We start from the raw sequence: 26543 nt of genomic DNA, 5'->3' as shown, positions 1-26543 counted from the left end.
GCTATTTTTTCGGGATGGTCTACCCTCAGATCTGACGTCTGAAACAAGGGGGATTTTCCATGCTCGCGCAACTTCCACCGGCCTTACAGAATCTGCAGCTTCCGCTGCGCCTGCGACTCTGGGATGGCCATGAGTTCAATCTGGGGCCGGCGCCCAGCGTCACCATCGTGGTCAAGGACCCGACGATGGTCACCCAGTTTACCCATCCAAGCCTCGACACGCTCGGAGCGGCATTCGTTGAAGGCAAGCTGGAACTGGAGGGCTCGATCAGCGAGGTCATCCGGGTCTGCGACGAATTGAGCAACGCGTTGCTCGGCGAAGATGACGACAGTCAGCCAGTGCGTACCTGGCACGACAAGGAAACCGACGCCAAAGCCATTTCCTACCATTACGACCTGTCGAATGCGTTCTACCAGCTCTGGCTGGACAGCGACATGGCCTACTCCTGCGCGTATTTCGAAACCGGCAGCGAATCCCTCGAGCAGGCGCAACAAGCCAAATTCCGCCACCTTTGCCGCAAGCTGCGTTTGCAGCCGGGTGACTATCTGCTGGATGTCGGTTGCGGCTGGGGTGGGCTGGCCAGGTATGCCGCGCGGGAGTTCGGGGCGAAAGTGTTCGGCATCACCCTGAGCAAGGAACAGCTGGAACTGGCCCGCGAGCGGGTCAAAGCCGAAGGCCTGGAAGACCAGGTCGAACTGCAATTGCTCGACTATCGCGACCTGCCTCAGGACGGGCGTTTCGACAAGGTAGTCAGCGTCGGCATGTTCGAACACGTTGGCCATGCCAACCTGGCCGAGTACTGCAAAACCCTGTTTGGCGCGGTGAAGGAGGGCGGTCTGGTGATGAACCATGGCATCACCGCCAAGCACACCGACGGCCGCCCGGTGGGACGTGGTGCCGGGGATTTCATTGAGAAATACGTCTTCCCCAACGGCGAATTACCGCACCTGGCGATGATATCGGCCGAGATCAGCGAAGCCGGTCTGGAGATTGTCGACGTCGAAAGCCTGCGCCTGCACTACGCGCGCACGCTGGACCACTGGAGTGAGCGGCTGGAGGACAACCTGGAAGCCGCTGGCAAACTGGTGCCGGATCAAGCGCTGCGTATCTGGCGTCTGTACCTGGCCGGCTGCGCTTATGCGTTTGCGCGCGGCTGGATCAATCTGCACCAGATCCTCGCGGTGAAGGCGCATGCGGATGGCAGCCATGAACTGCCGTGGACGCGCGACGATATCTACAACCCTTAACCGTTAAGCAGTCCTTTTCTTACCGGTGAGGGCTTTCATAGAATCGGTGAAATGAGCCGGGCGATCCGCATGCCGACCTGTTGCAGGCGGTGGATCTCCCGGCTTTCTTCTTTGGCGACCTCGTAGGCTTGCGCGAAATCGGCGCTGAGCATGTTCTCCACGCTGGCGGCGAAGTCACTGTCGACGGTCAGCAGCATCACTTCGAAATTCAGCCGGAACGAACGGTTGTCCAGATTGGCGCTGCCGATCGCGCTGATCTCGCTGTCGATCAACACCACTTTCTGATGCAGGAAACCGGGTTCGTAGCGGAATACCCGCACGCCGGCCCTCACGGCTTCAAAGGCGTAGAGACTGGAAGCAGCGTAAACGATGCGGTGATCGGGACGCGACGGCAGCAGCAATCGCACGTCGACGCCACGCAATACGGCCAGCCTCAGTGCGGCGAATACGGCTTCGTCCGGAATGAAATACGGGCTGGTGATCCACACCCGTTCGGTCGCCGCGTGGATCGCTTCGACAAAGAACAACGAGCAGGTTTCGTAGGCATCCGCCGGGCCGCTGGCGAGCAATTGGCAGAGCACGCCGTCATCCGGGTACTCGTCAGGCAGGATCAGTGGCGGCAGTGCGCGCGCGGCCCAGAACCAGTCTTCGGCAAAGGATTCCTGCATACACGCGACCACCGGGCCACGTACCTTCACATGCGTATCGCGCCAGGGTGCCAGCGGTGGTTTTTCACCCATGTATTCATCGCCAACGTTATGCCCGCCGACAAACCCGACCACTCCATCGACCACGACGATCTTGCGGTGATTACGGAAGTTGACCTGAAAACGATTGAGCCAGCCACTGCGTGTGGCGAAGGCTTTGACCTCGACGCCGCCATCACGCAACGTCTGCACATAGCTGTGGGGCAGGGCGTGGCTGCCGATGCGGTCGTAAAGCAGATGGATTGATACGCCTTCAGCAGCCTTCTTCAGTAGCAGATCACGCAAACGCTGACCGAGCCGATCATCGTGGATGATGAAAAACTGAATCAGCACCGCTTCTTTAGCTTGATCGATGGCCTGAAATATAGCGTCGAAGGTGGCTGCACCGTTGACCAGTAATTGCACTTCGTTATTCGCCAGACATGGCATGCGCCCGAGTTTGGGCATTGCGCGTAACGAAGCGTAGGCATTCGAGGCGCGTGCAGTCAGCGCTTCTTCCACCCACGGACGCCAGTTCAACTCGGAGATGGCCTGACGCATCTGTTCGTTGGCCTGGCGTCGTGCCTTGATGTAACCATCAAAGGTGCTGCGCCCAAATACCAGGTACGGAATTAGCGTGAGGTAGGGAATGAAGATCAGCGACAATGCCCAGGCGATCGAGCCTTGAGCCGTGCGCACGGTGAGCACCGCGTGAATTGCGGCGATCAGACCGAGGGTGTGTATCAGGGCGATCAGATAACCGAAAATGTGCGGTCCAAAATAATCCATGGGGCAGCCTTGCTCCGGAAGATTCAATGCTTAACAGACCATGTTCTGCCGCGAATGTCGCTATTTAATTGGTGCATGAACCGAAGCAATCGGCCGACGTCTAACGGCCACTACTGATCAGGAGTTTTTTGATGAACGTTCGTCTGCTGGGTTTGGCGCTGGGCCTGGGTTTGGCATTGCCGGTGGTTGCGCAGGCGCAGATGCTGCAGCCGGGGCTGTGGGAAATGACATCGAGCAACGTCAAGGTCGATGACCAGCCGATGGATGTGCAATCGATCCTCGGCCAGTTGCAAGGCCAGATGACCCCGCAACAGCGTGCTGCGCTGGAGAAGAACGGGATCAATATCGGCGGCAAAGGCATTCGTGCCTGTCTGACGCCGGAGCAGGTGGCGACCAACGATATCCCATTGGCCGACCCGCAATCGGGCTGCAAACAGCAGATTACCGATCGCACCGGCAACCAGTGGAAATTCCGTTTCAGTTGCCCGAAAGCGCAGGGTACCGGGGTGGCGACGTTCCTCAGTGATCGTGAATTCACCACCGTGGCCAACGGCACGTTCAATGCGATCGGGATCAATCAGAAGGGCAGTCTGGAGACTCGCGCGGTTTGGTTGGGTCAGGACTGCGGCGCTGTGAAGCCAAGAGCTTAAAAGCTTCGCGAGCAGGTCGAATCGTCGTACCGTCGCTCCCACCTTTGAAATGCAGTCTAATGTGGGAGCCTGCTCGCGAAAGCGTCTTCGTATTCAGCGCATAAACCTCAGCGCCAGCCCCCGACATCCCTCGTTCACCCGACCCTCCCGCCAGGCAATCTGCCCCGACACCATCGTCGCATTCACCCGATGCCGAAAGCTGCGCCCGGCAAACGGCGTCCATCCGCACTGCGACAGAATCGGTTGCCGATCGACCTCCAGCGTCTGCGCCTCAACCAGCACCAGATCCGCCCAGTAGCCCTCACGTAGATACCCACGATCGGGAATCGTAAAAAGATCCGCGACTCTGTGGCTGGTCTTCGCCACCAGCGTAGTGATTGGCAGCACATCGTCCGCCACCAACTCCAGCAGTGCCGGTAACGCGTGCTGCACTAAAGGCAAACCCGCAGGTGCCTGCGCATAAGGTCGCTGTTTTTCAGCCCAGGTATGCGGTGCATGGTCACTGCCGATCACATCGAGTCGATTGCTGTTCAGTGCCGCGCGTAGTGCATCGCGATCGGATGGGGTTTTGATCGCCGGATTGCATTTGATCAGGTTGCCGAGGTGGGGATAGTCGCGATCATCAAACAGCAAATGGTGCAGGCAAACTTCCGCCGTGATGTGTTTTTGCGCCAGCGGTTTGTCCTCGAACAACGCCACTTCACGCGCCGTGGTCAGGTGCAAAACATGCAGGCGCGTGCCGTGACGTTTCGCCAGATCAACCGCCATTGAAGAAGAGCGATAACAGGTCACGGCATTACGGATCAACGCATGGGCAGCCGGGGGCAAACGATCACCGAACAGCTCATGCAAGTTGGCGGCATTGGCGTTGATGCTGGGCGTGTGCTCGCAGTGAGCCAAGAGGATCGTCGGCACCTCGGCGAACAGTCGCTCGAGGATCTTCGGATCGTCCACCAGCATGTTGCCGGTCGATGCGCCCATGAACACTTTCACCCCGGCGACTTCACACGGATTGAGCGCCGCCACTGTATCGAGGTTGTCCTGGCTCACGCCAAAGTGAAACCCGTAGTTGGCCACGGAGTTGATCGCAGCCCGGCGCTTTTTATCCGCCAACGCTTCGAGGGTGAGAGTGGCCGGGGTTGTATTCGGCATGTCCATAAAACTGGTGATGCCACCGGCGACCGCCGCCCGCGACTCGGTATGAATGCTGCCCTTGGCTGGCGCACCAGGCTCACGAAAATGCACTTGGTCGTCGATCATCCCCGGCAGCAGCCATTGGCCCTTCGCGTCGATTTCCACCTTGGCGTTTTCGCCTTCGATGCTGCGGGCAATCTTGACGATGCGCCCATTGCTGACCAATAGATCGCCGTCGAACTCGCGTCCTTCGTTGACCAGCCTTGCGTTGCGAATCAGCACGCTGCTCATGGTTCAGAACTCGTTCTGCAAGGCTTTGTAGCCGCGCACCAGGTCGACGTTGGTGCGCGCCACGTCTTCGGAAAACTCCGAGGCGCTGACGCTCACCGGTGGAAATTGCGAGAGGTCGGTGTTCGGGCCGATGCGAGTCGTCGAGGGCACATAGAAAGCGTCCGGCAAATCCCGACCGTCGACCACCGAGTTGTGCCGCACCACACAACCGTTGCCGACGACGCAGTTGAACAGGACGCTGTTGAAACCGATGAACACTCGATCGCCGACGACGCAGGGGCCGTGCACGATCGAGCGGTGGGCGATGGAACTGTACTCACCGATGGTCACTGCCGCGCCGGATTTGGAATGGATGACCACGCCGTCCTGGATATTCGAATTGGCGCCGATGATGATCGGCTCCATCTCGCCTGAGGCGTCCACTTCGTCGGCGCGAATGACTGCATAGGGGCCAACGAAGACGTTCTCGCCGATCACCACTTTGCCGCAGATGATCGCGGTTTTATCGACGTAGGCCGACTCGGCAATGTGGGGCAGATCACCTGAAGGATTCTTGCGGATCATGGTTGGCTCAGTGCGTCGTAAAGAGTGTTGAGGTTGTATTCGAACAGACCGGTGAAGGTACTGGCGGGACCGCTGGCGGCGAGGGCATCCGAGTACAGCGTGCCGCCAATGTGCGCGCCGCTTTCGTCAGCGATCTGTTTGAGCAGGCGTGCGTCCTTGATGTTTTCCATGAACACCGCTTTGACGTGGGCCTGGCGAATCTGGGTGATCAGCGCAGCGACTTCGGCAGCCGAGGGGTCGCGTTCGGTGGACAGGCCTTGCGGTGCCATGAAGTCGATACCGTAGGCCTGACCGAGATAACCAAAAGCATCATGGCTGGTAACGATCTTGCGGTTGCCCGGTGGCAGCGCACCGAGTTTGGCTTTGGCTTCGGCGAGCAGGGCGTAGATCTGCTTAAGGTAGGTTTTGCTGTTGCGTTCGTAGTCGGCCTTGTTCGCGGGATCCGCAGCGATCAGTGCTTTGGTGATATTGGCGACGTACAACTCGGCGTTTGCCAGATTGTGCCAGGCATGCGGGTCGGGAACGGTTTCGCCGTCTTCATCCAGCGAGCGTGGAATCACGCCGTGACTGGCACTGATGACCGTGGCTTTGGTCTCGGTGCTGGTCACGAGGCGATCCAGCCACGGCTCGAAACCAAGACCGTTCTTGATGATCAGTTTGGCGCTGAGCAGCGCTTTCGCATCATCCGGTGTCGGCTCGTAAGTGTGCGCATCGGTGTCCGGGCCGACCATATTGGTGATCTGGATATGCTCACCACCGACTTGATGAACCATGTCGGCGAGAATGCTGAAACTAGTGACCACAGGCAGTTTTTCTGCCGCCGACAATGACATCGACAGCATCAGGCTGAACAGCACGAGTAGAGCGCGCATCGGGAAGCACCTCATTGGGATGTGAGCAAAGGCGGGCGGCGCAACAGACCGTGCACCGGCCCGAACACCACGGACAACAGATAGCCAAGGCCAGCGATCAGCACGATGGCCGGGCCGCTCGGCAACGAGTAGTAGAACGACAGCAGCAAGCCGAACCAGACCGAGAGGCAACCGATGACGGCCGCGATGGCAATCAGGGTCGGCAGCCGGCGGCTCCAGAATCGCGAAGCCGCAGCGGGAAGCATCATCAGGCCGACCACCATCAGCGCGCCGATGGCCTGGAAACCGATTACCAGATTGAGTACGACCAGCGTCAGGAACACGCCGTGGGCGAGTGGGCCGAGGCGGCTGACGGTTCTCAAGAACAACGGATCGAGGGTGTCGAGCAGCAGCGGTTTGTAGATCAGCGCCATGGCGATCAGGCTGAATCCCGAAACCCACAACATGCCGATGAGGGTCGGACCATCGACGGCCAGTGCTGAGCCGAACAGCAGGTGCAACAGGTCGAGGCGTTTGCCGGCGATGCCGAGGATGAGTACGCCACTGGCCAGCGAGATCGGATAGATCGCAGCGAGACTCGCGTCTTCGCGCAGGCCCGTGCGACGGGTGATCCAGGCGGCGAGGCCAGCCATGCTCAAACCGGCGCCCAAGCCTCCCAGCGTTAACGCGGGCAGGCTCAGTCCGGCAAACCAGAAACCCAGTGCCGCGCCGGGAAGGATACCGTGGGCCACGGCGTCACCGATCAGGCTCATCCGTCGCAGGATCAAGAACACGCCGAGGGGGGCGGTGCTGCACGCCAATACCAATCCGCCGAGCAGGGCACGGCGCATGAACACGAACTCATTAAATGGTTGCCAGAGGTGGGCGACGGTGAGCATCAGGCCACCTGTGTGTGAGGTGTTTGCTGAATGAGTTCTGTGCTCGCACCAAACAGGCAGTCGCGGTTTTTGATCAGCAACGTTTTGGGGATGTGTTGGCGTACAGCGGCGAGGTCGTGACACACGACGACCAGTGTCCGACCTTCGCCGTGCCAGGCGTGGATGTGCTGCCAGAGCAACTGCTGACCGAGTTCATCGAGTGCGGCGTGGGGCTCGTCGAGCAGCAGCACGGGCGCGTCGGTCAGGCTCAGTCGAGCGAGCAGGGCGCGTTGCAGTTCGCCACCGGACAGGGCCATGAGTGGGCGTTGCTCGAGTCCGCTCAGGTGCCAGTTCGCCAGTGCGTCTTTCAGGCGCTGGCTTCGTAGTTGAGTCGAGAGCCTGCGTCCCCAGAAACCGGCGGCGACCAGATCTTCAAGGCTGATGGGGAATTGGCGATCCAGATGCTGTTGCTGGGGCAGAAAGGACAACCCGCTTTGACGTGGGACACTCAGCCCGACATTGCCTGCCAATGGCTTTTGTAGCCCGGCGATTACTTTCAGCAGGCTGCTTTTGCCACAGCCGTTGGCACCGATGATCGCCGTCAGGCTGCCGCTGTCGAGTTCAAGGTCCAGGGGCACGGTCAGTGGTTGGCCGGGTGCACCCCAACTCAGGGATTGGCAGCGGATCATGCTTGCTCACGCTGCCAATGGCTTTCGGCGACGGCGTCGTGAGCGTGCAGACTTTCGGCGTGGATCACTCGCAATTGAAATGCGCTGATACCGGGAGTACGTCGCAGGGCCAGATTCAGACGGCGTGCCGCGTCTTCGCAGAACATCAGGTTCTGCCCGTTGGCGAGGGCGAAGGCTTGTTCGTCTGCGCGTTTCACGGCGGTTTGTACGGCGGTGCCGAGGGCAGCTTCAGCGTCATTGATGATCACGCTAAGAGGAAACTCATCAATGAAGTCGTCGAGGTGAAGGTGCAATTGTGCTGTGCTGCGTTGGCTGTGAGGCGTGGCAAGGATGCCTTGGGGCGAGCCAAGCCATGCCAGAACGTCGGCGTGTTGTAGAGCTTTGTTGGCGAAGTCGGCGATGAATTTCTGCTGGATCAACTGTCGCGCCAAGGCTGCTGAGCAAGGGCAAGTTGAGGAGTAGGGCACTTCGATTTTAAGTTCCACGTGGAACACTTCATTTATCAGGCTGGCGAAAATGCTCGCGGGATATGACTTCCAGCCGGCCAATGGGCTGATTAGCGCTAACCTCTTTAGCAGCAAATCGGTGTGGATATTCAGGTAGGCGCGGGTGGATAAACCTTCGTGGCTTTGCAGGAAATCCTTGAGCACCTGATGCAGTAGCGCTGGGGACAGGTTCTTCTGTTCGAGTGCTTCCAAGGCCAGATACAGCCGCGACATGTGAATGCCACGCGCCTCGCCATCATCAAGACTGACACCCGCATCAGCCTTGGCGCTCAATCGCTGACCCTCTAACAAAACAGGTAACGCAATGCCGCGCATGCCCACCCATTCGAGTGGCAAAGTTTGGCGTGCGGCCTGCGCGGCGATATCCGGAAGTGTCATCGAATTCATGTTCGGGACCGTCATGTTGATTGAATTGAATGTTACATTATAACAATTCAAATCACGACGCCTTTTTCATGAACAGGCTTTCATATGCACAGACGCCAATTGCTTAATCTCATCCTGGCCAGCGCGGCCCTTGCCCTCCCTTTCAGTGTTTCAGCTACGCAAATTCGTAATGCGCGCCTATGGCGCTCGGATGAAAAGCTGCGATTGGTGTTCGATCTAAGCGGCCCGGTGCGCTATAAAACCCTCACGCTAACGGCCCCGGAACGTCTGATAATTGATGTGTCTAGTGCGAGCGTAGGCGCAGATTTCCGTCAGCTCGCGCTAAATGGAACGGTGATTCGTTCGATTCGCTCCGGGCCTTTTGGTCACGGTGACACACGGATTGTTCTGGATCTGAGCAATCCGGTGCTGTTGAACAGCTTCCTTTTGGCGCCGCTGGACGGCCAGGGCCATCGCTTGGTTCTGGATCTGGTTAGCGCCAAATCAACGCCAAATACGCCAATGGTTCCACGTGAAACACCTGCGCTGAAAGCGCATCCCAGACGCGACATCATTGTTGTCGTTGACCCTGGGCACGGCGGAAAGGATCCCGGTGCTGTCGGTGCCAAGGGCGAAAGGGAAAAGGATGTGGTGCTTGCCATTGCGCAACTGCTCGCCAAACGCCTGAAAAAAGAGAGGGGCTTCAATGTAAAACTGGTGCGCAATGACGACTTTTTCGTGCCGTTGCGCAAACGCGTGGAGATCGCGCGTCAGCATAAGGCGGACATGTTTATCTCAGTGCATGCCGATGCAGCGCCGCGTCTGACTGCTTCCGGCGCGTCGGTCTATTGCCTGTCTGAGGGCGGTGCGACATCGGCGACGGCGCGTTTCATGGCGCAGCGGGAGAACGGTGCGGATCTGCTCGGCGCCACCAGTCCGCTCAACCTGAAAGATAAGGATCCGATGCTGGCGGGGGTGATTCTCGACATGTCGATGAACGCGACGATCGCTGCCAGTCTGCAGTTGGGCAGCACGGTACTTGGCAGTCTGGCCGGCATCACTACGCTGCATCAGAAGCGTGTGGAGCAGGCAGGATTCTCGGTCCTGAAATCGCCAGACGTACCTTCAATTCTGGTGGAGACAGGCTTCATTTCCAATGCGCGCGACAGTCAACGGCTGGTTACTGCGCGACATCAGCAGGCCGTGGCCAACGGTTTGTTTGAAGGATTGCAGCGTTATTTTGCAAAGAATCCGCCCATCGACAGCTACCTTGCCTGGCAGCAGGCGCAGAAAAACACCCAGGTTTAACAGCCGGTAATGCGGCTGCAGGTGAATTTTGCGCTGCTGCCGCCCGAGCTGGAGAAACGATTGATGGTCGTCCAGCCGACACGTCGGGTGTAACCAACCCAGGCTTCGCCGTCAGAGGCGATCCCGGTGAAAAACGTCAATTGCCCGAAACGGCTGTTGGTCTGCGCCCAATAACGTTGGCCATTCTTCTCAAAACCGCGCAGATAAAGGGTGTTGCCTACGGTATTGACGCTATAAGCGTTGCCATCGGCGTCGACACAAGCCAGCAGGTTGGCGCTGCGTGTGCAGCTGGCGAGTGCCGGCAATTGCGCGCAGGCATTGCCGCCCAGCAACAACCCAAGGCTCAACATCGAGCATTTCAGCGCATTTCTCATGGCGATTTCCGGGTGCGGGATTGGTGAAGCTTCCTGTTGTTTGTCGATCAAGACAAGAGAAGGCTGGTTTCTTTTTATTGTTATAATATAACATTGATTTGAATTAAGCCTGGGCAGCCCGATTTCAAGGCGTTGGTTTTCTACGTAATCCACCCGTGGGAAGCGCAAAAACGCCATGCGCCAGTAAAAGCGCCAATTGGCTGCCTTCTGAAGAGGATTATCCAATGTCAGCAGAATTGCCCGTCACCGTACTTTCAGGATTTCTCGGCGCTGGAAAAAGTACACTTTTGAATTACGTACTACGTAATCGAGAGGGTTTGCGCGTGGCTGTTATCGTTAATGATATGAGCGAGATCAACATTGATGGCAGCGAAGTCCAGCGTGATGTCAGCCTGAACCGCGCCGAAGAAAAAATAGTCGAAATGAGTAACGGCTGTATCTGCTGTACGTTACGTGAAGACCTGCTGGAAGAGGTCAGCAAGCTGGCCCGCGAAAATCGCTTCGATTACCTGCTGATCGAGTCCACCGGGATTTCCGAGCCACTGCCCGTGGCAGAGACGTTTACCTTCCGCGATGAGCACGGCCAGAGTCTCTCCGACATCGCGCGTCTGGACACCATGGTCACTGTAGTCGACGGTGTGAACTTCCTGCCGGACTACCAGGCAGCGGAAAGCCTCGCGTCCCGTGGCGAGATCCTTGGCGAAGAAGACGAACGCTCCATCACCGATCTGTTGATCGAACAGATCGAGTTCGCCGACGTGTTGTTGATCAGCAAGATCGACTTGATCAGCCAGTGCGAGCGTGAGGAGTTGATCGCGATCCTCCAGCGTCTCAACGCCCAAGCGGAAATCATCCCGATGGTGATGGGTGAGGTGCCTTTGGAAAAAATCCTCAACACCGGGCGTTTCGACTTCGAGAGAGCCGCACAGGCACCGGGTTGGTTGCAGGAATTACGCGGCGAACACGTGCCGGAAACCGATGAGTACGGCATCGCCTCCACAGCCTATCGCGCCCGCCGACCCTTTCACCCGCAACGGTTTTTCAGCTTTATCGATCGTCCTTGGCTGAACGGGAAATTGCTGCGCTCCAAAGGCTTCTTCTGGCTCGCGAGCAAACCCACCGACGCCGGCAGTTGGTCGCAAGCCGGTGGTTTGATGCGCCACGGTTTTGCCGGGCGCTGGTGGCGTTTCGTGCCAAAGGAGCAGTGGCCACAAGATCAGGAAAGCACCGCTGCCATCATGGAAAACTGGCTGTCGAGCGTAGGAGACTGCCGCCAGGAGCTGGTGTTTATCGGTCAAAATATTGATTTCCTACAGCTCTCAGCCGAACTGGATGCCTGCCTGCTCAACGATGAAGAAATGGCGCTCGGTGTCGAAGGCTGGCAATTGTTGCCCGATCCGTTCGGCCCTTGGCACGAAGAGGCTGCCTGATGCTCGCGCTAAAGCTGCTGCAGAACCGTACGCGCCATCAGCATCAAGGTCCGACACCGAAGGCGTTGACGCGAATCCTCGAAGACGACACCAACCTCGCCGTCTGGCAACGCCAACTGCCGTTGCACATCAGCGAGTTCGCCCACCTGCTGCTGTCGCTCAATGAACCCTTGGCGGAATCGTTGTGCCTCGAGTTGCCGGATGAGGACGCCGAGCCTGATCTCACCGGTGTGGCATCAGGCTTCCGTGATCTGGAAGGCTACGAGGGCTTTATCGCCGACCTGAAATGGCTGGTCAGCGCATTCGCCTGCTTACTGGGGGCAAAGCGCGTGGGCCTGCGCCTGCGGGTACTGGATAAAGCCATGTGTCCACGCTTCCATGTCGATCACGTGCCGGTGCGACTGATCACGACTTATGCGGGCGTTGGCAGCCAATGGCTCAAGGAAGGTGCGATGGATCGCAGCCAGCTGGGGCAGGCCAACGCCGAGCCCCACGTGCAAATCCAGCAACTCAACAGCGGCGACGTGGCGCTGTTGAAAGGCGAGAAATGGCACGGCAATGAAGGCTTTGGCCTGATCCACCGCTCGCCGCACCCGGACGCGGGGCAGCGCCGTCTGATACTGACCCTCGACTGGCTCGGCTGACGCCTCAAGGCTTGAGCCACTTACCCTGGCTCAGGCCTTCGCAGTACGGTTGCAGATACGCCGCATCCGTGGCCACGCCGTAATAGTGGATATCCTGGCGATAGGGCATATTGGCGACTTGCGCGTTGCTGCACACGCCAAATGCACCGCTCGGGCACTGATCGACGTACTGCACTTCGACTTTTTGCCCGGCCAGCGTCGGCTGGCAGAAACCGTCGTTGAACAGTTTCTCCGGGATATTGCGGTTCTGCTGACAGACTTTGACGTCGAGCCGCTCGCCCTGACTGTGCACCACGCAGGCCTGGGCCCATGCTTCACTCGACAGCAGCGCCAACAGCAACGACCATCCCCTCCAACGCATCTTTGAATCTCCCAAGAAAGCTCCCGGCCATGTTGCAGAACATTCCTACCCATGTCATTGCTGGCCCTTTGGGCGCCGGAAAAACCAGCCTGATTCGCCAACTCATGGCCCAGCGTCCAGAAGGCGAACGTTGGGCGGTATTGATCAACGAGTTCGGCCAGATCGGCCTCGACGCCGCCCTGTTGACGAGTGACGCCGAGGGTATCGCGCTGGGCGAAGTGGCCGGCGGCTGCCTGTGTTGCGTCAACGGCGCGCCGTTTCAGATTGGCCTGGGGCGGTTGTTGCGCAAGGCGAAGCCGGATCGGTTGTTTATCGAACCGTCCGGGCTGGGGCATCCGGCGCAGCTGATTAGCCAGTTGAATGAGGCGCCGTGGCGAGGTGTGCTGGCGGTGCAGCCGTGTGTGTTGGTGCTGGATGCTCAAGCGCTGCAGGCAGGGAAAGCCTTGCCGGTAGCGCAACAAGAAGCCTTAAAAGCCGCTGGCCTGCTGTTGTTGAACAAGGCTGAAAACCTTGATGACAGGGCCAGAGAAAAAATCGCCAGTCAGTTGCCGGCAGTGCCGTTGGTCTGGACTCAAGAGGCGCAACTAAGCCTGGGCGAACTGCCGGGCCTAGCCGCAAAAGCGGTCAACGGTGTGGATAATTTGGCCGTACCCAAGGGATTAGGACAAATGCCGGCCGTCTGGACTGATCCGACGCTGCCGATTTGCCTGAGTCAGGCGCAGGAGGGAGGCTGGAGTATTGGTTGGCGTTGGCATCCGGGACAGACGTTCGACAAGCGGCACATTGCTGACTGGCTAGCCAGCCTCAATTGGCAGCGGGCGAAACTGGTTATCCACAGCTCGGAGGGTTGGGTGTCGGCTAATGCTCTGAATAATGCCGAACTGATCTGGCAAGCCAGCGAATGGCGAAAAGATTCGCGACTCGAGCTGATCTTCGCTGAGGCACAGAGTGTTGAAGTGTTGCAGCGGGAGCTATTGGGGTGTCGGGAGGGTTAGATCAAAAGATCGCAGCCTTCGGCAGCTCCTACATGGGATTTTTGTGCACCCTTTAGAAGCTGCCGAAGGCTGCGATTTTTACGGTTTCCACTTCGTATGTTCTTGCCGCCACTGGCTCAACTCGATCACTTCCGCCCGCGGCTTGTGCACTTCCACTACTGGCGGCGTGTCGTCGAACGGTGCCGGGTAGGGCGCCAGTTCGATCTGCGCACTGTGCGCGCCAAACTGGGTGATGGTGCCGTTATGCCGGGTTTCGCCGGTCACGGTGAATTCAAAGTTGTACACCCGTGCCAGTCGTCGGCGACCGTTGGCGTCCTTGATGAAACCGATCTTCTTCAGGGCAACGTTGCCGTCGAGCAACTCGACCCGTACGTTCAGGCAATGCTGTTTGACCCGCTCCAGCGCGCGCTCGCGCAAGCCGTGGTTGTGCCATAACCACGCGCCGGCAGCGGCGAACAGTATCAGCACGAAGATGTTTTCCAGGGTCAGCATCAACATCGAACTCCAAAAGATAGCGTCAGCTTAACTGCGTCGCTGGTCTGTCGTACAGGCTGCGTTTCGTCGCATACTGCGCGGCTTGAATTTCAATCGTTTTACGGAATGACCCGAATGAAACGTACGCCTCATCTGCTCGCCATTCAGTCCCATGTGGTGTTCGGCCACGCCGGCAACAGCGCCGCGGTTTTTCCGATGCAGCGGGTCGGGGTTAATGTCTGGCCGCTCAACACCGTGCAGTTTTCCAACCACACCCAGTACGGTCAGTGGGCTGGTGAAGTGCTGGCACCGCAACAGATTCCCGAGCTGGTCGAAGGGATTGCTGCGATTGGCGAGCTGGGCAATTGCGATGCGGTGCTGTCCGGTTACCTCGGCAGCGCGGCGCAGGGCCGGGCGATTCTCAGCGGCGTCGAGCGCATCAAATCGGTCAATCCGAAGGCGCTGTATCTGTGCGATCCGGTGATGGGCCATCCGGAGAAGGGCTGCAGCGTGCCGACCGAGGTCAGCGATTTCCTGCTGGAAGAGGCGGCGGCCGTAGCGGACATCATGTGTCCAAACCAGTTGGAGCTGGACAGCTTCTCCGGGCGCAAGCCGCAGTCGCTGTTCGATTGTCTGGCAATGGCGCGGGCCTTGCTGGCGCGCGGGCCGAAAGCAGTACTGGTCAAGCATCTGGATTATCCGGGCAAACCGGCCGATGGCTTTGAAATGTTACTGGTGACGGTTGAAGGCAGCTGGCATCTGCGCCGTCCGTTGCTGGCGTTCCCGCGTCAGCCGGTGGGTGTGGGCGATCTGACGTCCGGCTTGTTTCTGGCGCGGGTGCTGCTGGGTGATAGTCTGGTGGCGGCGTTCGAATTCACTGCGGCGGCGGTGCATGAGGTGCTGCTGGAAACTCAAGCCTGCGCCAGCTATGAGCTGCAGCTGGTGCGGGCGCAGGATCGCATTGCGCATCCGCGGGTGAAGTTCGAGGCGACGGCGATCAGTTTGTAAGACCGCGCTGCCCCCATTCGCGAGCAAGCTCGCTCCCACATTTGGTTTTGTGTACGCCACAGGTCCAGTGTGGGAGCGAGCTTGCTCGCGAAGGCTATAGCTCAGACAGCATCAGTTCAAAGACTGATCAGGCGTCGCCCTTGATCTCCTGATAGCGCTTTTCCAGCTCCTGACGAATCTGCCGACGCTGCTGCGCCTGCATGTAACGACGTTTGTCTTCACTGTTCTGCGGTTGCAGCGGCGGCACGGCGGCCGGCTTACGCTGGTCATCCACCGCGACCATGGTGAAGAAGCAGCTGTTGGTGTGGCGCACCGAGCGCTCGCGGATGTTCTCGGTAACGACTTTGATACCGACTTCCATTGAGGTGTTGCCGGTGTAGTTGACCGACGCGAGGAAGGTCACCAGTTCGCCGACATGGATCGGCTCGCGAAAAATCACCTGATCCACCGACAGCGTCACCACGTAGCGACCGGCATAACGGCTCGCGCAGGCGTAGGCCACTTCGTCGAGGTATTTGAGCAGGGTGCCACCGTGGACATTGCCAGAGAAGTTGGCCATGTCGGGGGTCATCAGTACCGTCATCGACAGCTGGGCGTTTCCGGGTTCCATAACGTTCTCACGGATCAAGGCTGATTGCTGGAAGCACCTCTGCGGGTGCCTGGTCGCTTTTCAAAAGCACCGTTATCGGGACGCCGGGCGACTGGCCGTCGTCACGCCGGAATCGATCTGTTTCCATATATTGCACCGCCTTCCAGCCGCAAGTCGCGGTGTTAACCTGCAAAAGCCCCTTATAAAGGCAATTCCCACACGAAAAGCGGACTTTTACTACGCTCGCCCAGACCTTTCTGACGTCTGCTGACGGGCCTCGTCATTCAAGGAGCCCACACCATGCATGCCATCAGCTTTATTCAGGATCTGGCAGTGATCATGTTGGTCGCGGGCGTGGTGACCGTGTTGTTTCATCGCTTCAAACAGCCGGTGGTGCTCGGTTACATCGTCGCCGGCTTCATCATCGGCCCGCACACCCCGCCGTTCGGTCTGATCCACGACGAAGAAACCATCAAGACCCTCGCCGAACTCGGGGTGATTTTCCTGATGTTCTGCCTGGGTCTGGAGTTCAGCCTGCGCAAGCTGTTCAAGGTCGGCGCCACAGCGTTTATCGCGGCGTTCCTCGAGATCGTCCTGATGATCTGGATCGGCTACGAAATCGGTCGCTGGTTCGACTGGAACACCATGGACTCGCTGTTCCTCGGCGCGATTCTGGCGATTTCCTCGACCACCATCATCGTCAAGGCCCTCAACGATCTGAAGATGAAGAACGAGCGCTTCGCGCAGTTGATCTTCGGCGTATTGATCGTCGAAGACATCCTCGGCATCGGCATCATCGCACTGCTTTCAAGCATCGCCGTCAGCGGCACGGTCAGTTCCGGAGAAGTGTTTTCCACGGTTGGCAAACTGTCGCTGTTCATGATCGTCGCGCTGGTCATCGGCATTCTGCTGGTGCCGCGATTGCTGGCCTACGTGGCCAAATTCGAAAGCAACGAGATGCTGCTGATCACCGTGCTCGGCCTGTGTTTCGGCTTCTGCCTGCTGGTGGTCAAGCTCGAATACAGCATGGTACTTGGTGCGTTCCTGATCGGCGCGATCATGGCCGAGTCGCGACAACTGCTAAAAATCGAGCGTCTGATCGAGCCGGTTCGCGACCTGTTCAGCGCGATCTTCTTTGTCGCCATCGGGCTGATGCTCGACCCGATGATTCTGCTCGAATACGCGTGGCCGATTGCGGTGATCACCGTAGCCGTTGTACTCGGCAAGATGTTGTCCTGCGGTCTCGGAGCGTTTATCGCCGGCAATGACGGACGCACCTCACTGCGCGTGGGGATGGGCCTGTCACAGATTGGCGAATTTTCCTTCATCATCGCCGCTCTCGGGATGACGTTGCAGGTCACCAGTAACTTCCTCTACCCGGTTGCCGTGGCGGTGTCGGTGATTACCACTTTGCTGACGCCGTATTTGATCCGCGCGGCTGATCCGCTGTCGATCAAGTTGTCCGCGGCTGTGCCCAAGCCTCTCGGCCGCGTGCTGGGCATGTATGGCGAATGGCTGCGCAGCATTCAGCCGCAAGGCGAGGGTGCAATGCTGGCGTCAATCATTCGCAAGATCTTGCTGCAAGTCGGCGTCAACCTGGCGCTGGTGATCGCGATCTTCTTCGCCGGCGCGTATTTCGCTGAACGCATCTCGCTGTGGCTGCAAGACTGGATCAGCGATCCGAGCTGGCAGAAGGCGTTGATCTGGGGCGGTGCATTGTTGGTGTCGTTGCCGTTCCTGATCGCCGCTTATCGCAAGCTCAAGGCGTTGTCGATGCTGCTGGCGGAGATGGGTGTGAAGCCGGAGATGGCCGGGCGTCACACGCAGCGAGTGCGCCGGGTGATCTCCGAAGTGATCCCGATTCTCTCACTGCTGGTGATTTTCCTGCTGCTGGCAGCCTTGTCGGCCAGTATCTTGCCGACCAACAAGTTGCTGGTACTGATCGCCGTGGTCGCGGCCGCCGTGGCGGCGCTGCTCTGGCGCTGGTTCATCCGCGTGCACACGCGGATGCAGGTGGCCTTGCTGGAAACCCTCGACAACCATAAGGAGTCGTCGGGGCACTGACCTGCCGGGGCGGCTGGCTGATCAGCTTTCCAGCCAGACGTCCCGCGCCCAGTGCCACACCGATTCCCAGGTTTCCTCGGCAATCAGCTCTTCTTCGGCCTGCCACAGCACCACAGTGCCGTCTTCTTCGACGCAGTAGTAATCATCGCCGTCCTGGCAGATTGGAATCAGGCTGCGATCCACGCCGGCATCCCAAGCGTTGGCGGCGACATCCGGCAAGTAGGTGTGCGATTGCGGGTCGGTGACAGTTACCGGCTCCAGGCTACCGTAAACCACGTCGCTGACGGTCAGCAAAAACTCTCTGAAGACAAACGGAATGTCGATGAACAGCTGTTCTTCGATTTCGACCAGCAGATCTTCGTCAGGCAACTCCAATGGAACCGGCACGGGTTCGTTGGCTTCACGCAGTTGTTCGATGATTTCTTCCACGTCCGGGATCCTCTTGCTTGAATGGCGCGGTTTATATGGGCCGGTTTATACAGTAGCTCGCTATAGATGCAACCGCGAAATAGAAAACCCCAGCCGAGACTGGGGTTTTTTATTACGGCAAGTGAAGCCTGGAAGGGATCAGCCGTTCTGGCGGATACCGGCCACCAGCCAAGGCTGGTTCTCGCCCTGCGGACGTTCCATGTTCCAGCTTTCGCTGAACACTTCGCCCTGGTCGAAGCGCGAGGTTTTCGAAACACCGCTGAAGGTCAGAGTGGCGATGGTCTTGTCGGCACGGTCATCCACGCCGTCCAGTTGTACCTGGAGGTTGTCGATGTAGGTCGACTGGAACGCGTCGCCCAGATCCGCACGCTCACGCTTGAGGAACTCAAGCATTTGCGGGGTCACGAACTCGGCGATCTTGTCCATTTCGTTGGCGTCCCAGTGCTGCTGCAGCGACTGGAAGTGGCTGCGGGCAGCTTCAAGGAAGTTATGCTCATTGAACCAGGCTGGCGCGTTGATCACAGGACGAGCGGCGGCGGGTGCGGCCGAACCACCGAAGATCGAACCCATGGCGGCAGGCTTCTGCTCGAACACTTCACGCTGCATCGGCGCGCCGGCCGGAGCGAACTGCTCCTGCTGCTTGCGTCGACGCGCGGCGATGAAGCGGAAGATCACGAACGCGATCACGGCCATGATCAGGATGTCGAAGATCTGCATGCCCTGGAAGCCGCCGCCCATGAACATGGACGCGAGCAGGCCACCGGCGGCGATACCGGCCAGAGGGCCGAGCCATTTCGAAGCACCGCCGGCCTTGGCGGCAGCGCCTGCGGCACCGGCAGCACCTGCGGTCGCCGCAGCGCCGCCGACACCTGGAGAAGAAGGAGCCATCTGGCTGGTCTGGTGCGTCGGCGCAGCGCCGGCGCTTTTGCCACCACCAAAGCGCTTGGCGTTGGCGTCGAGGCTCATCGTCAGGCCGATGCACAACGCCATGGCGATGCTAAGAAAACGTTTCATAAAGGGAATTCCCGTTTGTGGAGACACGCGCGCCATGTTGCACAGCTGAAGTGTTACTGGCTAGTGAGAGAGTGTTTCGGGCTTTTGCCTGACAGGTTACGTTCAGCTCGGTCGGGACAATAAGGCCATGTACTTTTGGTTGTAGGAAATCGGGACGGGTTCAGTGAGAAAGCTCGTTTAGCGACGAAAAGCGAGCATCACCACACCTGCGGTGATCAGGCCGATGCCGCCCCATTGGCGCAGGTCGAGTTTCTCGCCCAGCAGGATCACGCCGAGCACTGCGACCAGCACCACGCTGAGTTTGTCCACTGGCGCGACCAGCGAGGCCGGACCGACTTTGAGCGCGCGGAAATAGCACAGCCACGACGCACCGGTTCCCAGGCCAGACAGCAGCAGGAACAGATAACTCTTCGCAGAGATCGATCCCAAAGATTGATATTGGCCCGTCGCGTACAAAATCAAGGCCAGGCTGACGAGTACCACGATGGTGCGCAGCAGGGTGGCGAAGTCGGAATTGACGTTTTCGATGCCGACTTTGGCGAAGATCGCCGTCAATGCGGCGAAAGTCGCCGAGAGCAGGGCCCAGAATGTCCAAGAAGAAAAGAAGCCTGAGCCCATGGAAATGTCCTTTTATCAACCTGCCGACCCAGATCCTGTGGGAGCGAGCTTGCTCGCGAATGCCGCACCGCGGTCTATCAGATAAACCGCAGCGATTTCATTCGCGAGCAGGCTCGCTCCCACAAAAACAGCAGAACTGGTATCAGATTGCTTCTAGCTTGGCGTAACCGAGCATCAGCCATTTGCTGCCTTCGCTGAAATTCACCTGCACCCGTGCCTGGGCGCCGGCGCCTTCGAAGTTGAGGATCACGCCGTCACCAAAGATCGAATGGCGTACCGCCTGACCGAGGCTGAAACCCGTTTCCGGAATCTCGCTGCCGCTGAACAGATTGCTGCCGCTCATCGACTGATTGCCGCCGAACGGTCGGCTGACGCTGTTCGACAAGCGCACTTCCTGAATCAGGCCTTTCGGTACTTCGCGCACAAAGCGCGAAACCTTGTTGTAGGTCTCGCTGCCGTACAGGCGTCGGGTTTCAGCATAGGTCATCACCAGATTCTGCATTGCCCGGGTAATGCCCACGTAAGCCAGACGCCGCTCTTCTTCGAGACGCCCCGGTTCTTCCAGGCTCATCTTGTGCGGGAACAGGCCTTCTTCCATGCCCACGAGGAACACGTAAGGGAATTCCAGGCCTTTGGCGCTGTGCAGGGTCATCAACTGAATGCTGTCTTCGTGTTCGTCAGCCTGAGTGTCCCCGGCTTCCAGCGAAGCATGGCCGAGGAACGCCGCCAGCGGCGTCAGTTCTTCATCCTCTTCGGTGTTCTCGAAGTTGCGCGCGGCGCTGACCAGTTCCTCAAGGTTTTCTACCCGGGCCTGGCCTTTCTCGCCTTTTTCCGCTTCGTGATAGGCGATCAGCCCGGATTGCTCGATGACGGTTTGCGTCATCAGGTGCAGCGGCATTTCCATGCACTTGGCGGCGAGGTTTTCGATCAGCTCGATAAACGCACCCAGCGCACCGGCGGCGCGACCGGTCAGGCCTTTATTGGCGACCAGTTGGCGCATCGCCTCCCACATCGACACATCGCTGTGGCGTGCGTGATCGCGGATGGCTTCGACGGTTTTTTCGCCAATGCCTCGGGCCGGCACGTTGATCACCCGCTCCAGCGCTGCATCGTTGCCGCGACCTTCGAGCAAACGCAGGTAGGCCATGGCGTTCTTGATTTCGGCACGTTCGAAGAAGCGCTGGCCACCATAAATGCGGTAGGGAATGCGCTCACGCAGCAAGGCTTCTTCGAGAACGCGCGATTGGGCGTTGGAGCGGTACAGAATCGCGATATCGCTGCGGGCCAAGCCGGTTTTCAGCGCGCTTTCGATGGTTTCGACAACGTAGCGTGCCTCGTCGTGTTCATTGAACGCAGCGTACAGATTGATCGCTTCGCCGTCGCCGCCGTCGGTCCACAGCTCTTTGCCCAGACGCCCGGTATTGTTGGCGATCAAGGCGTTGGCGGCCTTGAGGATGCCGGCGGTGGAGCGGTAGTTCTGCTCCAGACGAATGGTCACCGAATCCGCGAAGTCGGAAGAATACTGATGAATGTTCTCGATTTTCGCGCCGCGCCAGCCGTAGATCGACTGGTCGTCGTCGCCGACCACCATCAGGCTGTCGCCGCCTTTGCCAAGCAGGCGCAACCAGGCGTACTGCACGGCGTTGGTATCCTGGAACTCGTCCACCAGAATGTGCCGAAAGCGCTTTTGATAATGCGCCAACAGGCCCGGGTGATCGCGCCACAGGTCGAGGGCACGCAGCAGCAGTTCGGAGAAATCGATGACGCCGGCACGCTGGCACGCCGCCTCATAGGCCTCATAGATGCCGCGCATGGTCGCCAGGTACAAATCGCCGCTGGCCTGAATGTGTTGTGGACGCAGGCCTTCGTCTTTCTGGCCATTGATGAACCACTGCGCCTGACGCGCCGGCCAGCGTTGCTCGTCGAGGCCGAGTTCGCGGATCACCCGTTTGACCAGTCGTTGCTGGTCATCGCTGTCGAGAATCTGGAAAGTCTGGCTCAGGCCGGCTTCCTGCCAGTGCGCCCGCAGCAAGCGGTGCGCCAGGCCGTGGAAGGTGCCGACCCACATGCCGGCCGGGTTGATCCCCAGCAACTGCTCGATGCGGTGACGCATCTCCGCAGCGGCCTTGTTGGTGAAGGTCACCGACAGAATGGAGTGGGGCGAGGCGTTTTCGACCTGGATCAACCAGGCGATACGGTGCACCAGCACTCGGGTTTTACCGGAGCCAGCACCGGCCAGGACCAACTGACGGCCAACGGGGGCTGCTACGGCCTGGCGTTGGGCATCGTTGAGGGAGTTCAGCAGAAGGGAGAGATCATCGCGCATCGGGGCATTCTAGGGTGCGCCGCAGGCCCGGGCAAACCGAGCTTTGCATTAGCCGATGAAACTCCCGTCGATGACGACCGGTCGGTCACTGGCTACAGGCATCGGCCCGCCGCGCTCCAAGGGTTTGGCCGGTGGCAAAGGACGGAAAAGTTTCGCTGAAATTATGATGTGGAGCAGTTTGGCAACGGGATCGGCTTGTGTATGCTCCGTCCACGTTTCGGGCGCACGCCCTCCTTATAAGAACAAGAACGTTGCCCATGACCCTCAGCTCCGAACTGTCGGGCCCCTCCGTGGATCCCCGGGTTATCCGCAAGCACTATGCCGTCGAGATGGCGGTCGAGCGCACGCGTCTGCTGTATCAGGGCTCGTTGTTGCCCACGTTGTTCATGTTGATCAATGGTCTGGTCTGCGCCGCTTTGCTCTGGAGCCCGCAGCGCTATTTCGTGGTCAGCGTCTGGCTGGTGTGGTTGCTGTCGCTGGTGGCGTTGCGGGTGATTCAGGTGGCGGCGTTCGATTCGGCGATCCCTGATCGTCAGGCGCAACCGATCTGGCGGCGGATGTTTCTGCTCGGCTCGACCATGACCGGCCTGACCCTGGCCGGCGCCGGCATTGCCCTGGTGCCCGCCGACAACTTCATCCAGCAGGCTTGGGTGTTCGGCCTGATCGGCGCCGCAACCCTCTCGGCCAGCGTCGCCTACGCGGTGAGCCTGCCAGCGTTTCTGTCATTTACCTTGCCCTGCCTGTTGCCGGCGATCGGTTATCTGTTCTGGGGCGGTGACGAGCAGGCGCGCGGTTGGGGCTGGCTCGGTCTGATCCTGCTCGGCTCGCTGAGCGTGGTCGCGTGGCAAGTCAATCGGCTGATTGATCGGGGCTTGCTGCGGCGCTTCCAGAATCAGCGCTTGATCGAACACCTGCAACAGACGCAGGCGCGCAGCGAACAGCTCAATCAGGAACTGGCCAAAGAAATCGATCAGCGCCGCTGCGCCGAGGGCAAGTTGCGTGAAGCGCAGGTCGAACTCGAAGACCGCGTGGCACAGCGCAGCCTTGAACTGGACGCGGCCACTCAGGCCCTGAGCAAAAGCGAAGCGCGGCTGGCGCTGGCGCTGAAGGCCAGTGAGCTGGGGCTGTGGGACTGGAACCTGCAAACCGATGAGGTCCACCACACGCAGATTCAGGAACTGTTCGGCCTCGCTCCGGAATACGTCACGGCACTTTTGCGCGACCTCAAGCCACGTCTGCATCCAGACGATGTGCCGACGCTGAAGTACGCATTGATCGAGCACTTGAAGGGGCGCACCGAGGACTATCAGATCGAATACCGCGTACGTCACGGCGATGGCCATTGGGTGTGGATCGAAGACCGTGGCCGCGCCGTTGAGCGCAGCGACAGCGGCCGGGTGATCCGCATGGTCGGCACCCGCCGCGACATCAGTGCCAGCAAAAGCCTCGAAGAGCAGCAGCGCCTGGCGGCGACGGTGTTCGAAGCGGCCAGTGAAGGCATCGTGATTCTCGACCCGAATTACGCGTTGATCGCAATCAATCAGGCGTTCAGCCGCGTCACCGGCTACGACATCGGAGACATGCTCGGGCGCAACGTCGTCGAGCTACCGTGCAGCCGTGATGCCCGCCGCCATTACGTCGCCATCCGTCATGCACTTGAGCAGCACGGCAGTTGGCAGGGCGAACTGGTGGAGACGCGCAAGAATGGCGAGCTGTATCCGCAGTGGCTGCAACTGAATGCAGTGCGTGATGGTCGGGGAAATGTCAGCCATATCGTCGGCTTCTTCGCCGATCTGTCAGCACGCCGCGAATCCGAAGAGCGCATGCGCTATCTGACCCATTACGACGAGCTCACCGGGTTGGCCAACCGCTCGCTGTTCCGCGAGCGTTTACATGAAGCGCATCAGCGCTCGCGTCAGGGCCGGCGCAGCCTGGCGTTGCTGCACATCAATCTGGATCGCTTCAAATTGCTCAACGACAGTCTCGGCCATGAGATTGCCGATCAGTTACTGCAGAAAATGGCGCGCCGGCTGGTCAACGCCTTGCCGGAAGCGGACACCATCGCCCGCTTGTCCGGTGACGAGTTCGCCGTACTGTTCGATGCCTACGGCAATCTCTCAAGTCTGGCCCGGGTCGCCACGCGCCTGTCGAGCAAGTTGCGCCTGCCACTGACGGTCGAAGGGCATGAGCTGGTGGTCAGTGCCTCGATGGGCATCAGCATGCTGCCGGACACCGCCCGGGAAATCTCCGCACTGGTCAGCCAGTCGAACATGGCCATGCAACATGCCAAGCATCTTGGCGGGAACAACTTCCAGTTCTACACCGACAGCCTGCAGGCCAGCACCCTTGAGCGCTTGCAGCTGGAAAACCATCTGCGCAAGGCCATCGAAGACAAGCAGCTGAAAGTGTTCTATCAACCGAAGCTGTGCCTGCAAACCGGGCGTTTGAATGCGGCAGAGGCACTGGTGCGCTGGGATCATCCAACCATGGGCCAGGTGCCGCCGGGGGACTTCATCGGGCTGGCCGAGGAAACCGGTCTGATCGGGCCGATCGGCGAATTCGTCCTGCGTCAGGCGTGCTGGCAGGCCTGTGAATGGCAGCGTCAGGGGCTGGAGCCGATTCGTGTTTCGGTCAACCTGTCGGTGCATCAACTGCGTCAGGGCAAACTGGTCAGTCTGGTGCGGCAGGTGCTGGAGGAAACCGGACTGGCGCCGCACTACCTCGAACTGGAACTGACCGAAAGCCAGTTGCTCGACAGCGTCGAGCACATCATCGCGACCTTCCAGCAACTGCGCGATCTGGGGGTGAAACTGGCCATCGATGATTTTGGCACCGGGTATTCGTCGCTGAGTTACCTCAAGCGCATTCCGGTGGATTACGTGAAGATCGATCAGGCATTCATTCGCGGTTTGGGGGAGGGCAGTGAAGATGCGGCGATCACTCGCGCGATCATTGCCATGGCCCATGGGCTGTCACTGAAAGTGGTCGCCGAAGGTGTCGAGCGCCAGGAGCAGCTGGAATTTTTACGCGCCGAGCGTTGCGATGAAGTGCAGGGTTACCTGATCAGCCGGCCGGTGGAGGCGAGCGGTCTGGCCGGGCTTTTGCGCGAACAGGAAAAACCGTTTTAAGGGCTACATGCATCCCATCGCGCCTGATATGGGGACATGGAGTTACGCATTGAGCAGGCAAAAAGCCAATTCATGTAGTATAACTACAAGCGTGCTACATCCTTGCCCATAAGAAGAGTCCAGCCCCTTGAATCTGCTGCAACACATCGCCCAGTCACGTCACCTGTTACGCAAGTCGGAGCTCAAGGTCGCCGACCACGTGCTGCTTGACCCTGCGGCGGTGATGCACAGTTCCATGGCCGACCTGGCCCACAGCGTTGGCATCAGCGAGCCGACCATCGTGCGCTTCTGTCGCGCCATTGGTTGCTCCGGTTTCCAGGATCTCAAGCTCAAACTGGCGCAAAGCCTGGCCGCCGGAGCCAGCTTCGGTCAGTTCGCAATCCATGAAGACGACTCGGTTGCCGATTACAGCCTGAAGATTTTCGACACCACATTGCACACCTTGATGGAGGTTCGCGAGAAGCTCGATCCGGTTGAGCTGCAGCGTGCGGTGACGTTGATGTCGCAGGCGCAGCGCGTCGAGTTCTACGGCTTCGGCGCGTCGGGCGCGGTGGCGGCGGATGCGCAGCACAAGTTCTTCCGTTTGCTGCTGACGGCGGCGGCGTATTCCGATCCGCACATGCAGGCGATGTCGGCGGTGACGTTGAAACCGACCGATGTGGCGATCTGCATTTCCCAGTCGGGGCGTTCCAAGGACCTGCTGATTACCGCCAATCTGGTGCGTGAGAGCGGCGCTTCGCTGATTACTCTGTGCCCTAGCCAGACGCCGTTGGCCGAACTGTCGACCGTCAATCTGGCAATCGATGTGCACGAAGACACCGAAATCTATACGCCGCTGACTTCGCGTATTGCTCACCTGGTAGTGATTGACGTGCTGGCGATGGGCGTGGCTATGGCGCGTGGGCCGAGTCTGGTCAATCACCTGAAGAGCGTGAAGCGCAGTCTGCGCAGCTTGCGCTTGTCGCCGAAAGCCGTGAAAGCGCTGGATGACTGAAGTTATCTAAGTAATCGCGAGCAGGCTCGCTCCCACAGGGGATTTCCTGTGAACACAGATTCTGTGTCATACCGAGATCAGATGTGGGAGCGAGCCTGCTCGCGAAGGCGTCCACAAAAACACCACAACCCTGCGC

Annotated in this window: 25 protein-coding genes; 10 read left to right on the top strand and 15 right to left on the bottom strand. The window is 59.3% G+C overall.

Annotated features, from left to right (window positions below; genetic code table 11):
- Window positions 1-59 precede the first annotated feature (59 nt).
- A complete protein-coding gene (gene cfaB, locus CLU80_RS13290) occupies window positions 60-1247 on the top strand; it encodes a C17 cyclopropane fatty acid synthase CfaB (RefSeq protein ID WP_099757573.1) in 1188 nt (395 codons plus the stop codon).
- A 35-nt stretch (window positions 1248-1282) separates the two neighbouring features.
- Here the strand turns inward: cfaB and cls are convergent, their stop codons facing one another.
- Window positions 1283-2722 carry a cardiolipin synthase gene (cls, locus tag CLU80_RS13285; RefSeq protein WP_099757572.1) on the bottom strand — a complete coding sequence of 480 codons (1440 nt, stop codon included), beginning with the start codon at window positions 2720-2722 and terminating at the stop codon, window positions 1283-1285.
- A gap of 131 nt (window positions 2723-2853) precedes the next feature.
- Between cls and CLU80_RS13280 the strand changes: the two genes are divergently transcribed.
- On the top strand, window positions 2854-3372 hold the full coding sequence (locus CLU80_RS13280; RefSeq protein ID WP_034152149.1) for a DUF3617 domain-containing protein: 519 nt from the start codon (window positions 2854-2856) through the stop codon (window positions 3370-3372).
- 93 nt (window positions 3373-3465) lie between these two features.
- Here CLU80_RS13280 and CLU80_RS13275 read toward each other — a convergent pair whose 3' ends face one another.
- Genes CLU80_RS13275 through folE2 form a run of 6 tightly spaced genes read right to left on the bottom strand, consistent with a single transcriptional unit; the run spans window position 3466 to window position 8672 of the window.
- Entirely contained in the window at window positions 3466-4797 is a 1332-nt protein-coding gene (locus CLU80_RS13275; protein WP_099757571.1) for a dihydroorotase, read from the bottom strand.
- Between the two features lie 3 nt (window positions 4798-4800).
- The gene (locus CLU80_RS13270; RefSeq protein ID WP_093429587.1) at window positions 4801-5361 is read right to left on the bottom strand and encodes a gamma carbonic anhydrase family protein; all 561 of its coding nucleotides are present in this window, start codon (window positions 5359-5361) and stop codon (window positions 4801-4803) included.
- A complete protein-coding gene (locus tag CLU80_RS13265) occupies window positions 5358-6233 on the bottom strand; it encodes a metal ABC transporter substrate-binding protein (protein ID WP_099757570.1) in 876 nt (291 codons plus the stop codon). The genes CLU80_RS13270 and CLU80_RS13265 overlap by 4 nt, the downstream gene beginning before the upstream one ends.
- An 11-nt stretch (window positions 6234-6244) precedes the next feature.
- Entirely contained in the window at window positions 6245-7111 is an 867-nt protein-coding gene (locus tag CLU80_RS13260; protein ID WP_099757569.1) for a metal ABC transporter permease, read from the bottom strand.
- On the bottom strand, window positions 7111-7779 hold the full coding sequence (locus CLU80_RS13255; RefSeq protein ID WP_099757568.1) for a metal ABC transporter ATP-binding protein: 669 nt from the start codon (window positions 7777-7779) through the stop codon (window positions 7111-7113). The genes CLU80_RS13260 and CLU80_RS13255 overlap by 1 nt, the downstream gene beginning before the upstream one ends.
- Window positions 7776-8672 (bottom strand): GTP cyclohydrolase FolE2, encoded by an 897-nt coding sequence (gene folE2 / locus CLU80_RS13250; RefSeq protein WP_099757567.1) that lies wholly within the window; start codon window positions 8670-8672, stop codon window positions 7776-7778. The genes CLU80_RS13255 and folE2 overlap by 4 nt, the downstream gene beginning before the upstream one ends.
- A gap of 84 nt (window positions 8673-8756) precedes the next feature.
- Here folE2 and CLU80_RS13245 point away from each other — a divergent pair, with 84 nt between their 5' ends.
- Window positions 8757-9959, top strand: coding sequence for an N-acetylmuramoyl-L-alanine amidase (locus CLU80_RS13245; protein ID WP_099757566.1), 1203 nt, complete (start codon window positions 8757-8759; stop codon window positions 9957-9959).
- Here CLU80_RS13245 and CLU80_RS13240 read toward each other — a convergent pair.
- Window positions 9956-10333 carry a glutamine synthetase gene (locus CLU80_RS13240; RefSeq protein WP_099757565.1) on the bottom strand — a complete coding sequence of 126 codons (378 nt, stop codon included), beginning with the start codon at window positions 10331-10333 and terminating at the stop codon, window positions 9956-9958. The genes CLU80_RS13245 and CLU80_RS13240 overlap by 4 nt on opposite strands.
- A gap of 224 nt (window positions 10334-10557) precedes the next feature.
- Here CLU80_RS13240 and zigA point away from each other — a divergent pair, with 224 nt between their 5' ends.
- On the top strand, window positions 10558-11763 hold the full coding sequence (zigA, locus tag CLU80_RS13235) for a zinc metallochaperone GTPase ZigA (protein WP_099757564.1): 1206 nt from the start codon (window positions 10558-10560) through the stop codon (window positions 11761-11763).
- Complete coding sequence (locus tag CLU80_RS13230; RefSeq protein WP_099757563.1) at window positions 11763-12407, top strand: DUF1826 domain-containing protein; 645 nt, start codon at window positions 11763-11765, stop codon at window positions 12405-12407. The genes zigA and CLU80_RS13230 overlap by 1 nt, the downstream gene beginning before the upstream one ends.
- 4 nt (window positions 12408-12411) lie before the next feature.
- On the opposite strand, the gene CLU80_RS13225 is transcribed toward CLU80_RS13230, so the two are convergent.
- Entirely contained in the window at window positions 12412-12768 is a 357-nt protein-coding gene (locus tag CLU80_RS13225) for an NADH:ubiquinone oxidoreductase (protein ID WP_099757562.1), read from the bottom strand.
- Between the two features lie 29 nt (window positions 12769-12797).
- Here CLU80_RS13225 and CLU80_RS13220 point away from each other — a divergent pair, with 29 nt between their 5' ends.
- Window positions 12798-13763, top strand: coding sequence for a CobW family GTP-binding protein (locus CLU80_RS13220; RefSeq protein ID WP_099757561.1), 966 nt, complete (start codon window positions 12798-12800; stop codon window positions 13761-13763).
- 78 nt (window positions 13764-13841) lie between these two features.
- Here the strand turns inward: CLU80_RS13220 and CLU80_RS13215 are convergent, their stop codons facing one another.
- The gene (locus CLU80_RS13215; protein ID WP_026000521.1) at window positions 13842-14255 is read right to left on the bottom strand and encodes a DUF3301 domain-containing protein; all 414 of its coding nucleotides are present in this window, start codon (window positions 14253-14255) and stop codon (window positions 13842-13844) included.
- 117 nt (window positions 14256-14372) lie between these two features.
- Here CLU80_RS13215 and pdxY point away from each other — a divergent pair, with 117 nt between their 5' ends.
- Window positions 14373-15245: a pyridoxal kinase PdxY gene (gene pdxY, locus CLU80_RS13210; protein ID WP_099757560.1), complete on the top strand. Its 873-nt coding sequence runs from the start codon at window positions 14373-14375 to the stop codon at window positions 15243-15245.
- A 127-nt stretch (window positions 15246-15372) separates the two neighbouring features.
- Here pdxY and CLU80_RS13205 read toward each other — a convergent pair whose 3' ends face one another.
- Window positions 15373-15855: an acyl-CoA thioesterase gene (locus tag CLU80_RS13205; protein WP_003229693.1), complete on the bottom strand. Its 483-nt coding sequence runs from the start codon at window positions 15853-15855 to the stop codon at window positions 15373-15375.
- A 279-nt stretch (window positions 15856-16134) separates the two neighbouring features.
- On the opposite strand from CLU80_RS13205, the gene CLU80_RS13200 reads away from it, so the two are divergent.
- Window positions 16135-17898: a cation:proton antiporter gene (locus tag CLU80_RS13200; protein ID WP_007912064.1), complete on the top strand. Its 1764-nt coding sequence runs from the start codon at window positions 16135-16137 to the stop codon at window positions 17896-17898.
- A 21-nt stretch (window positions 17899-17919) separates the two neighbouring features.
- Here the strand turns inward: CLU80_RS13200 and CLU80_RS13195 are convergent, their stop codons facing one another.
- The 4 genes from CLU80_RS13195 to uvrD all read right to left on the bottom strand — a co-directional run bounded on the left by CLU80_RS13195 (window position 17920) and on the right by uvrD (window position 22285).
- Window positions 17920-18327 (bottom strand): SMI1/KNR4 family protein, encoded by a 408-nt coding sequence (locus tag CLU80_RS13195; protein ID WP_003187120.1) that lies wholly within the window; start codon window positions 18325-18327, stop codon window positions 17920-17922.
- Between the two features lie 138 nt (window positions 18328-18465).
- Window positions 18466-19341 (bottom strand): Tim44 domain-containing protein, encoded by an 876-nt coding sequence (locus CLU80_RS13190; RefSeq protein WP_099757559.1) that lies wholly within the window; start codon window positions 19339-19341, stop codon window positions 18466-18468.
- Between the two features lie 177 nt (window positions 19342-19518).
- On the bottom strand, window positions 19519-19959 hold the full coding sequence (locus tag CLU80_RS13185) for an EamA family transporter (RefSeq protein WP_016984014.1): 441 nt from the start codon (window positions 19957-19959) through the stop codon (window positions 19519-19521).
- Window positions 19960-20101: 142 nt separating this feature from the next.
- Window positions 20102-22285 (bottom strand): DNA helicase II, encoded by a 2184-nt coding sequence (uvrD, locus tag CLU80_RS13180; protein ID WP_007912069.1) that lies wholly within the window; start codon window positions 22283-22285, stop codon window positions 20102-20104.
- A gap of 257 nt (window positions 22286-22542) precedes the next feature.
- Between uvrD and CLU80_RS13175 the strand changes: the two genes are divergently transcribed.
- On the top strand, window positions 22543-25413 hold the full coding sequence (locus CLU80_RS13175; RefSeq protein WP_099757558.1) for a GGDEF domain-containing phosphodiesterase: 2871 nt from the start codon (window positions 22543-22545) through the stop codon (window positions 25411-25413).
- Between the two features lie 127 nt (window positions 25414-25540).
- Entirely contained in the window at window positions 25541-26407 is an 867-nt protein-coding gene (hexR, locus tag CLU80_RS13170; protein WP_007962240.1) for a transcriptional regulator HexR, read from the top strand.
- The last annotated feature ends 136 nt before the right edge of the window (window positions 26408-26543 follow it).

Source organism: Pseudomonas sp. 29, assembly GCF_002754355.1.
Taxonomy (GTDB): Bacteria; Pseudomonadota; Gammaproteobacteria; order Pseudomonadales; family Pseudomonadaceae; genus Aquipseudomonas; species Aquipseudomonas neuropathica.
Note: the sequence above shows the minus strand (reverse complement) of the source record. Positions and strands in the feature narration are given on the sequence as shown.

Bases quoted from the DNA above. Each gene is read 5' to 3' on its own strand.
- cfaB (WP_099757573.1), top strand. From the start codon at position 60: ATGCTCGCGCAACTTCCACCGGCCTTACAGAATCTGCAGCTTCCGCTG.
- cls (WP_099757572.1), bottom strand. From the start codon at position 2,722: ATGGATTATTTTGGACCGCACATTTTCGGTTATCTGATCGCCCTGATA.
- CLU80_RS13280 (WP_034152149.1), top strand. From the start codon at position 2,854: ATGAACGTTCGTCTGCTGGGTTTGGCGCTGGGCCTGGGTTTGGCATTG.
- CLU80_RS13275 (WP_099757571.1), bottom strand. From the start codon at position 4,797: ATGAGCAGCGTGCTGATTCGCAACGCAAGGCTGGTCAACGAAGGACGC.
- CLU80_RS13270 (WP_093429587.1), bottom strand. From the start codon at position 5,361: ATGATCCGCAAGAATCCTTCAGGTGATCTGCCCCACATTGCCGAGTCG.
- CLU80_RS13265 (WP_099757570.1), bottom strand. From the start codon at position 6,233: ATGCGCGCTCTACTCGTGCTGTTCAGCCTGATGCTGTCGATGTCATTG.
- CLU80_RS13260 (WP_099757569.1), bottom strand. From the start codon at position 7,111: ATGCTCACCGTCGCCCACCTCTGGCAACCATTTAATGAGTTCGTGTTC.
- CLU80_RS13255 (WP_099757568.1), bottom strand. From the start codon at position 7,779: ATGATCCGCTGCCAATCCCTGAGTTGGGGTGCACCCGGCCAACCACTG.
- folE2 (WP_099757567.1), bottom strand. From the start codon at position 8,672: ATGAATTCGATGACACTTCCGGATATCGCCGCGCAGGCCGCACGCCAA.
- CLU80_RS13245 (WP_099757566.1), top strand. From the start codon at position 8,757: ATGCACAGACGCCAATTGCTTAATCTCATCCTGGCCAGCGCGGCCCTT.
- CLU80_RS13240 (WP_099757565.1), bottom strand. From the start codon at position 10,333: ATGAGAAATGCGCTGAAATGCTCGATGTTGAGCCTTGGGTTGTTGCTG.
- zigA (WP_099757564.1), top strand. From the start codon at position 10,558: ATGTCAGCAGAATTGCCCGTCACCGTACTTTCAGGATTTCTCGGCGCT.
- CLU80_RS13230 (WP_099757563.1), top strand. From the start codon at position 11,763: ATGCTCGCGCTAAAGCTGCTGCAGAACCGTACGCGCCATCAGCATCAA.
- CLU80_RS13225 (WP_099757562.1), bottom strand. From the start codon at position 12,768: ATGCGTTGGAGGGGATGGTCGTTGCTGTTGGCGCTGCTGTCGAGTGAA.
- CLU80_RS13220 (WP_099757561.1), top strand. From the start codon at position 12,798: ATGTTGCAGAACATTCCTACCCATGTCATTGCTGGCCCTTTGGGCGCC.
- CLU80_RS13215 (WP_026000521.1), bottom strand. From the start codon at position 14,255: ATGCTGACCCTGGAAAACATCTTCGTGCTGATACTGTTCGCCGCTGCC.
- pdxY (WP_099757560.1), top strand. From the start codon at position 14,373: ATGAAACGTACGCCTCATCTGCTCGCCATTCAGTCCCATGTGGTGTTC.
- CLU80_RS13205 (WP_003229693.1), bottom strand. From the start codon at position 15,855: ATGGAACCCGGAAACGCCCAGCTGTCGATGACGGTACTGATGACCCCC.
- CLU80_RS13200 (WP_007912064.1), top strand. From the start codon at position 16,135: ATGCATGCCATCAGCTTTATTCAGGATCTGGCAGTGATCATGTTGGTC.
- CLU80_RS13190 (WP_099757559.1), bottom strand. From the start codon at position 19,341: ATGAAACGTTTTCTTAGCATCGCCATGGCGTTGTGCATCGGCCTGACG.
- CLU80_RS13185 (WP_016984014.1), bottom strand. From the start codon at position 19,959: ATGGGCTCAGGCTTCTTTTCTTCTTGGACATTCTGGGCCCTGCTCTCG.
- uvrD (WP_007912069.1), bottom strand. From the start codon at position 22,285: ATGCGCGATGATCTCTCCCTTCTGCTGAACTCCCTCAACGATGCCCAA.
- CLU80_RS13175 (WP_099757558.1), top strand. From the start codon at position 22,543: ATGACCCTCAGCTCCGAACTGTCGGGCCCCTCCGTGGATCCCCGGGTT.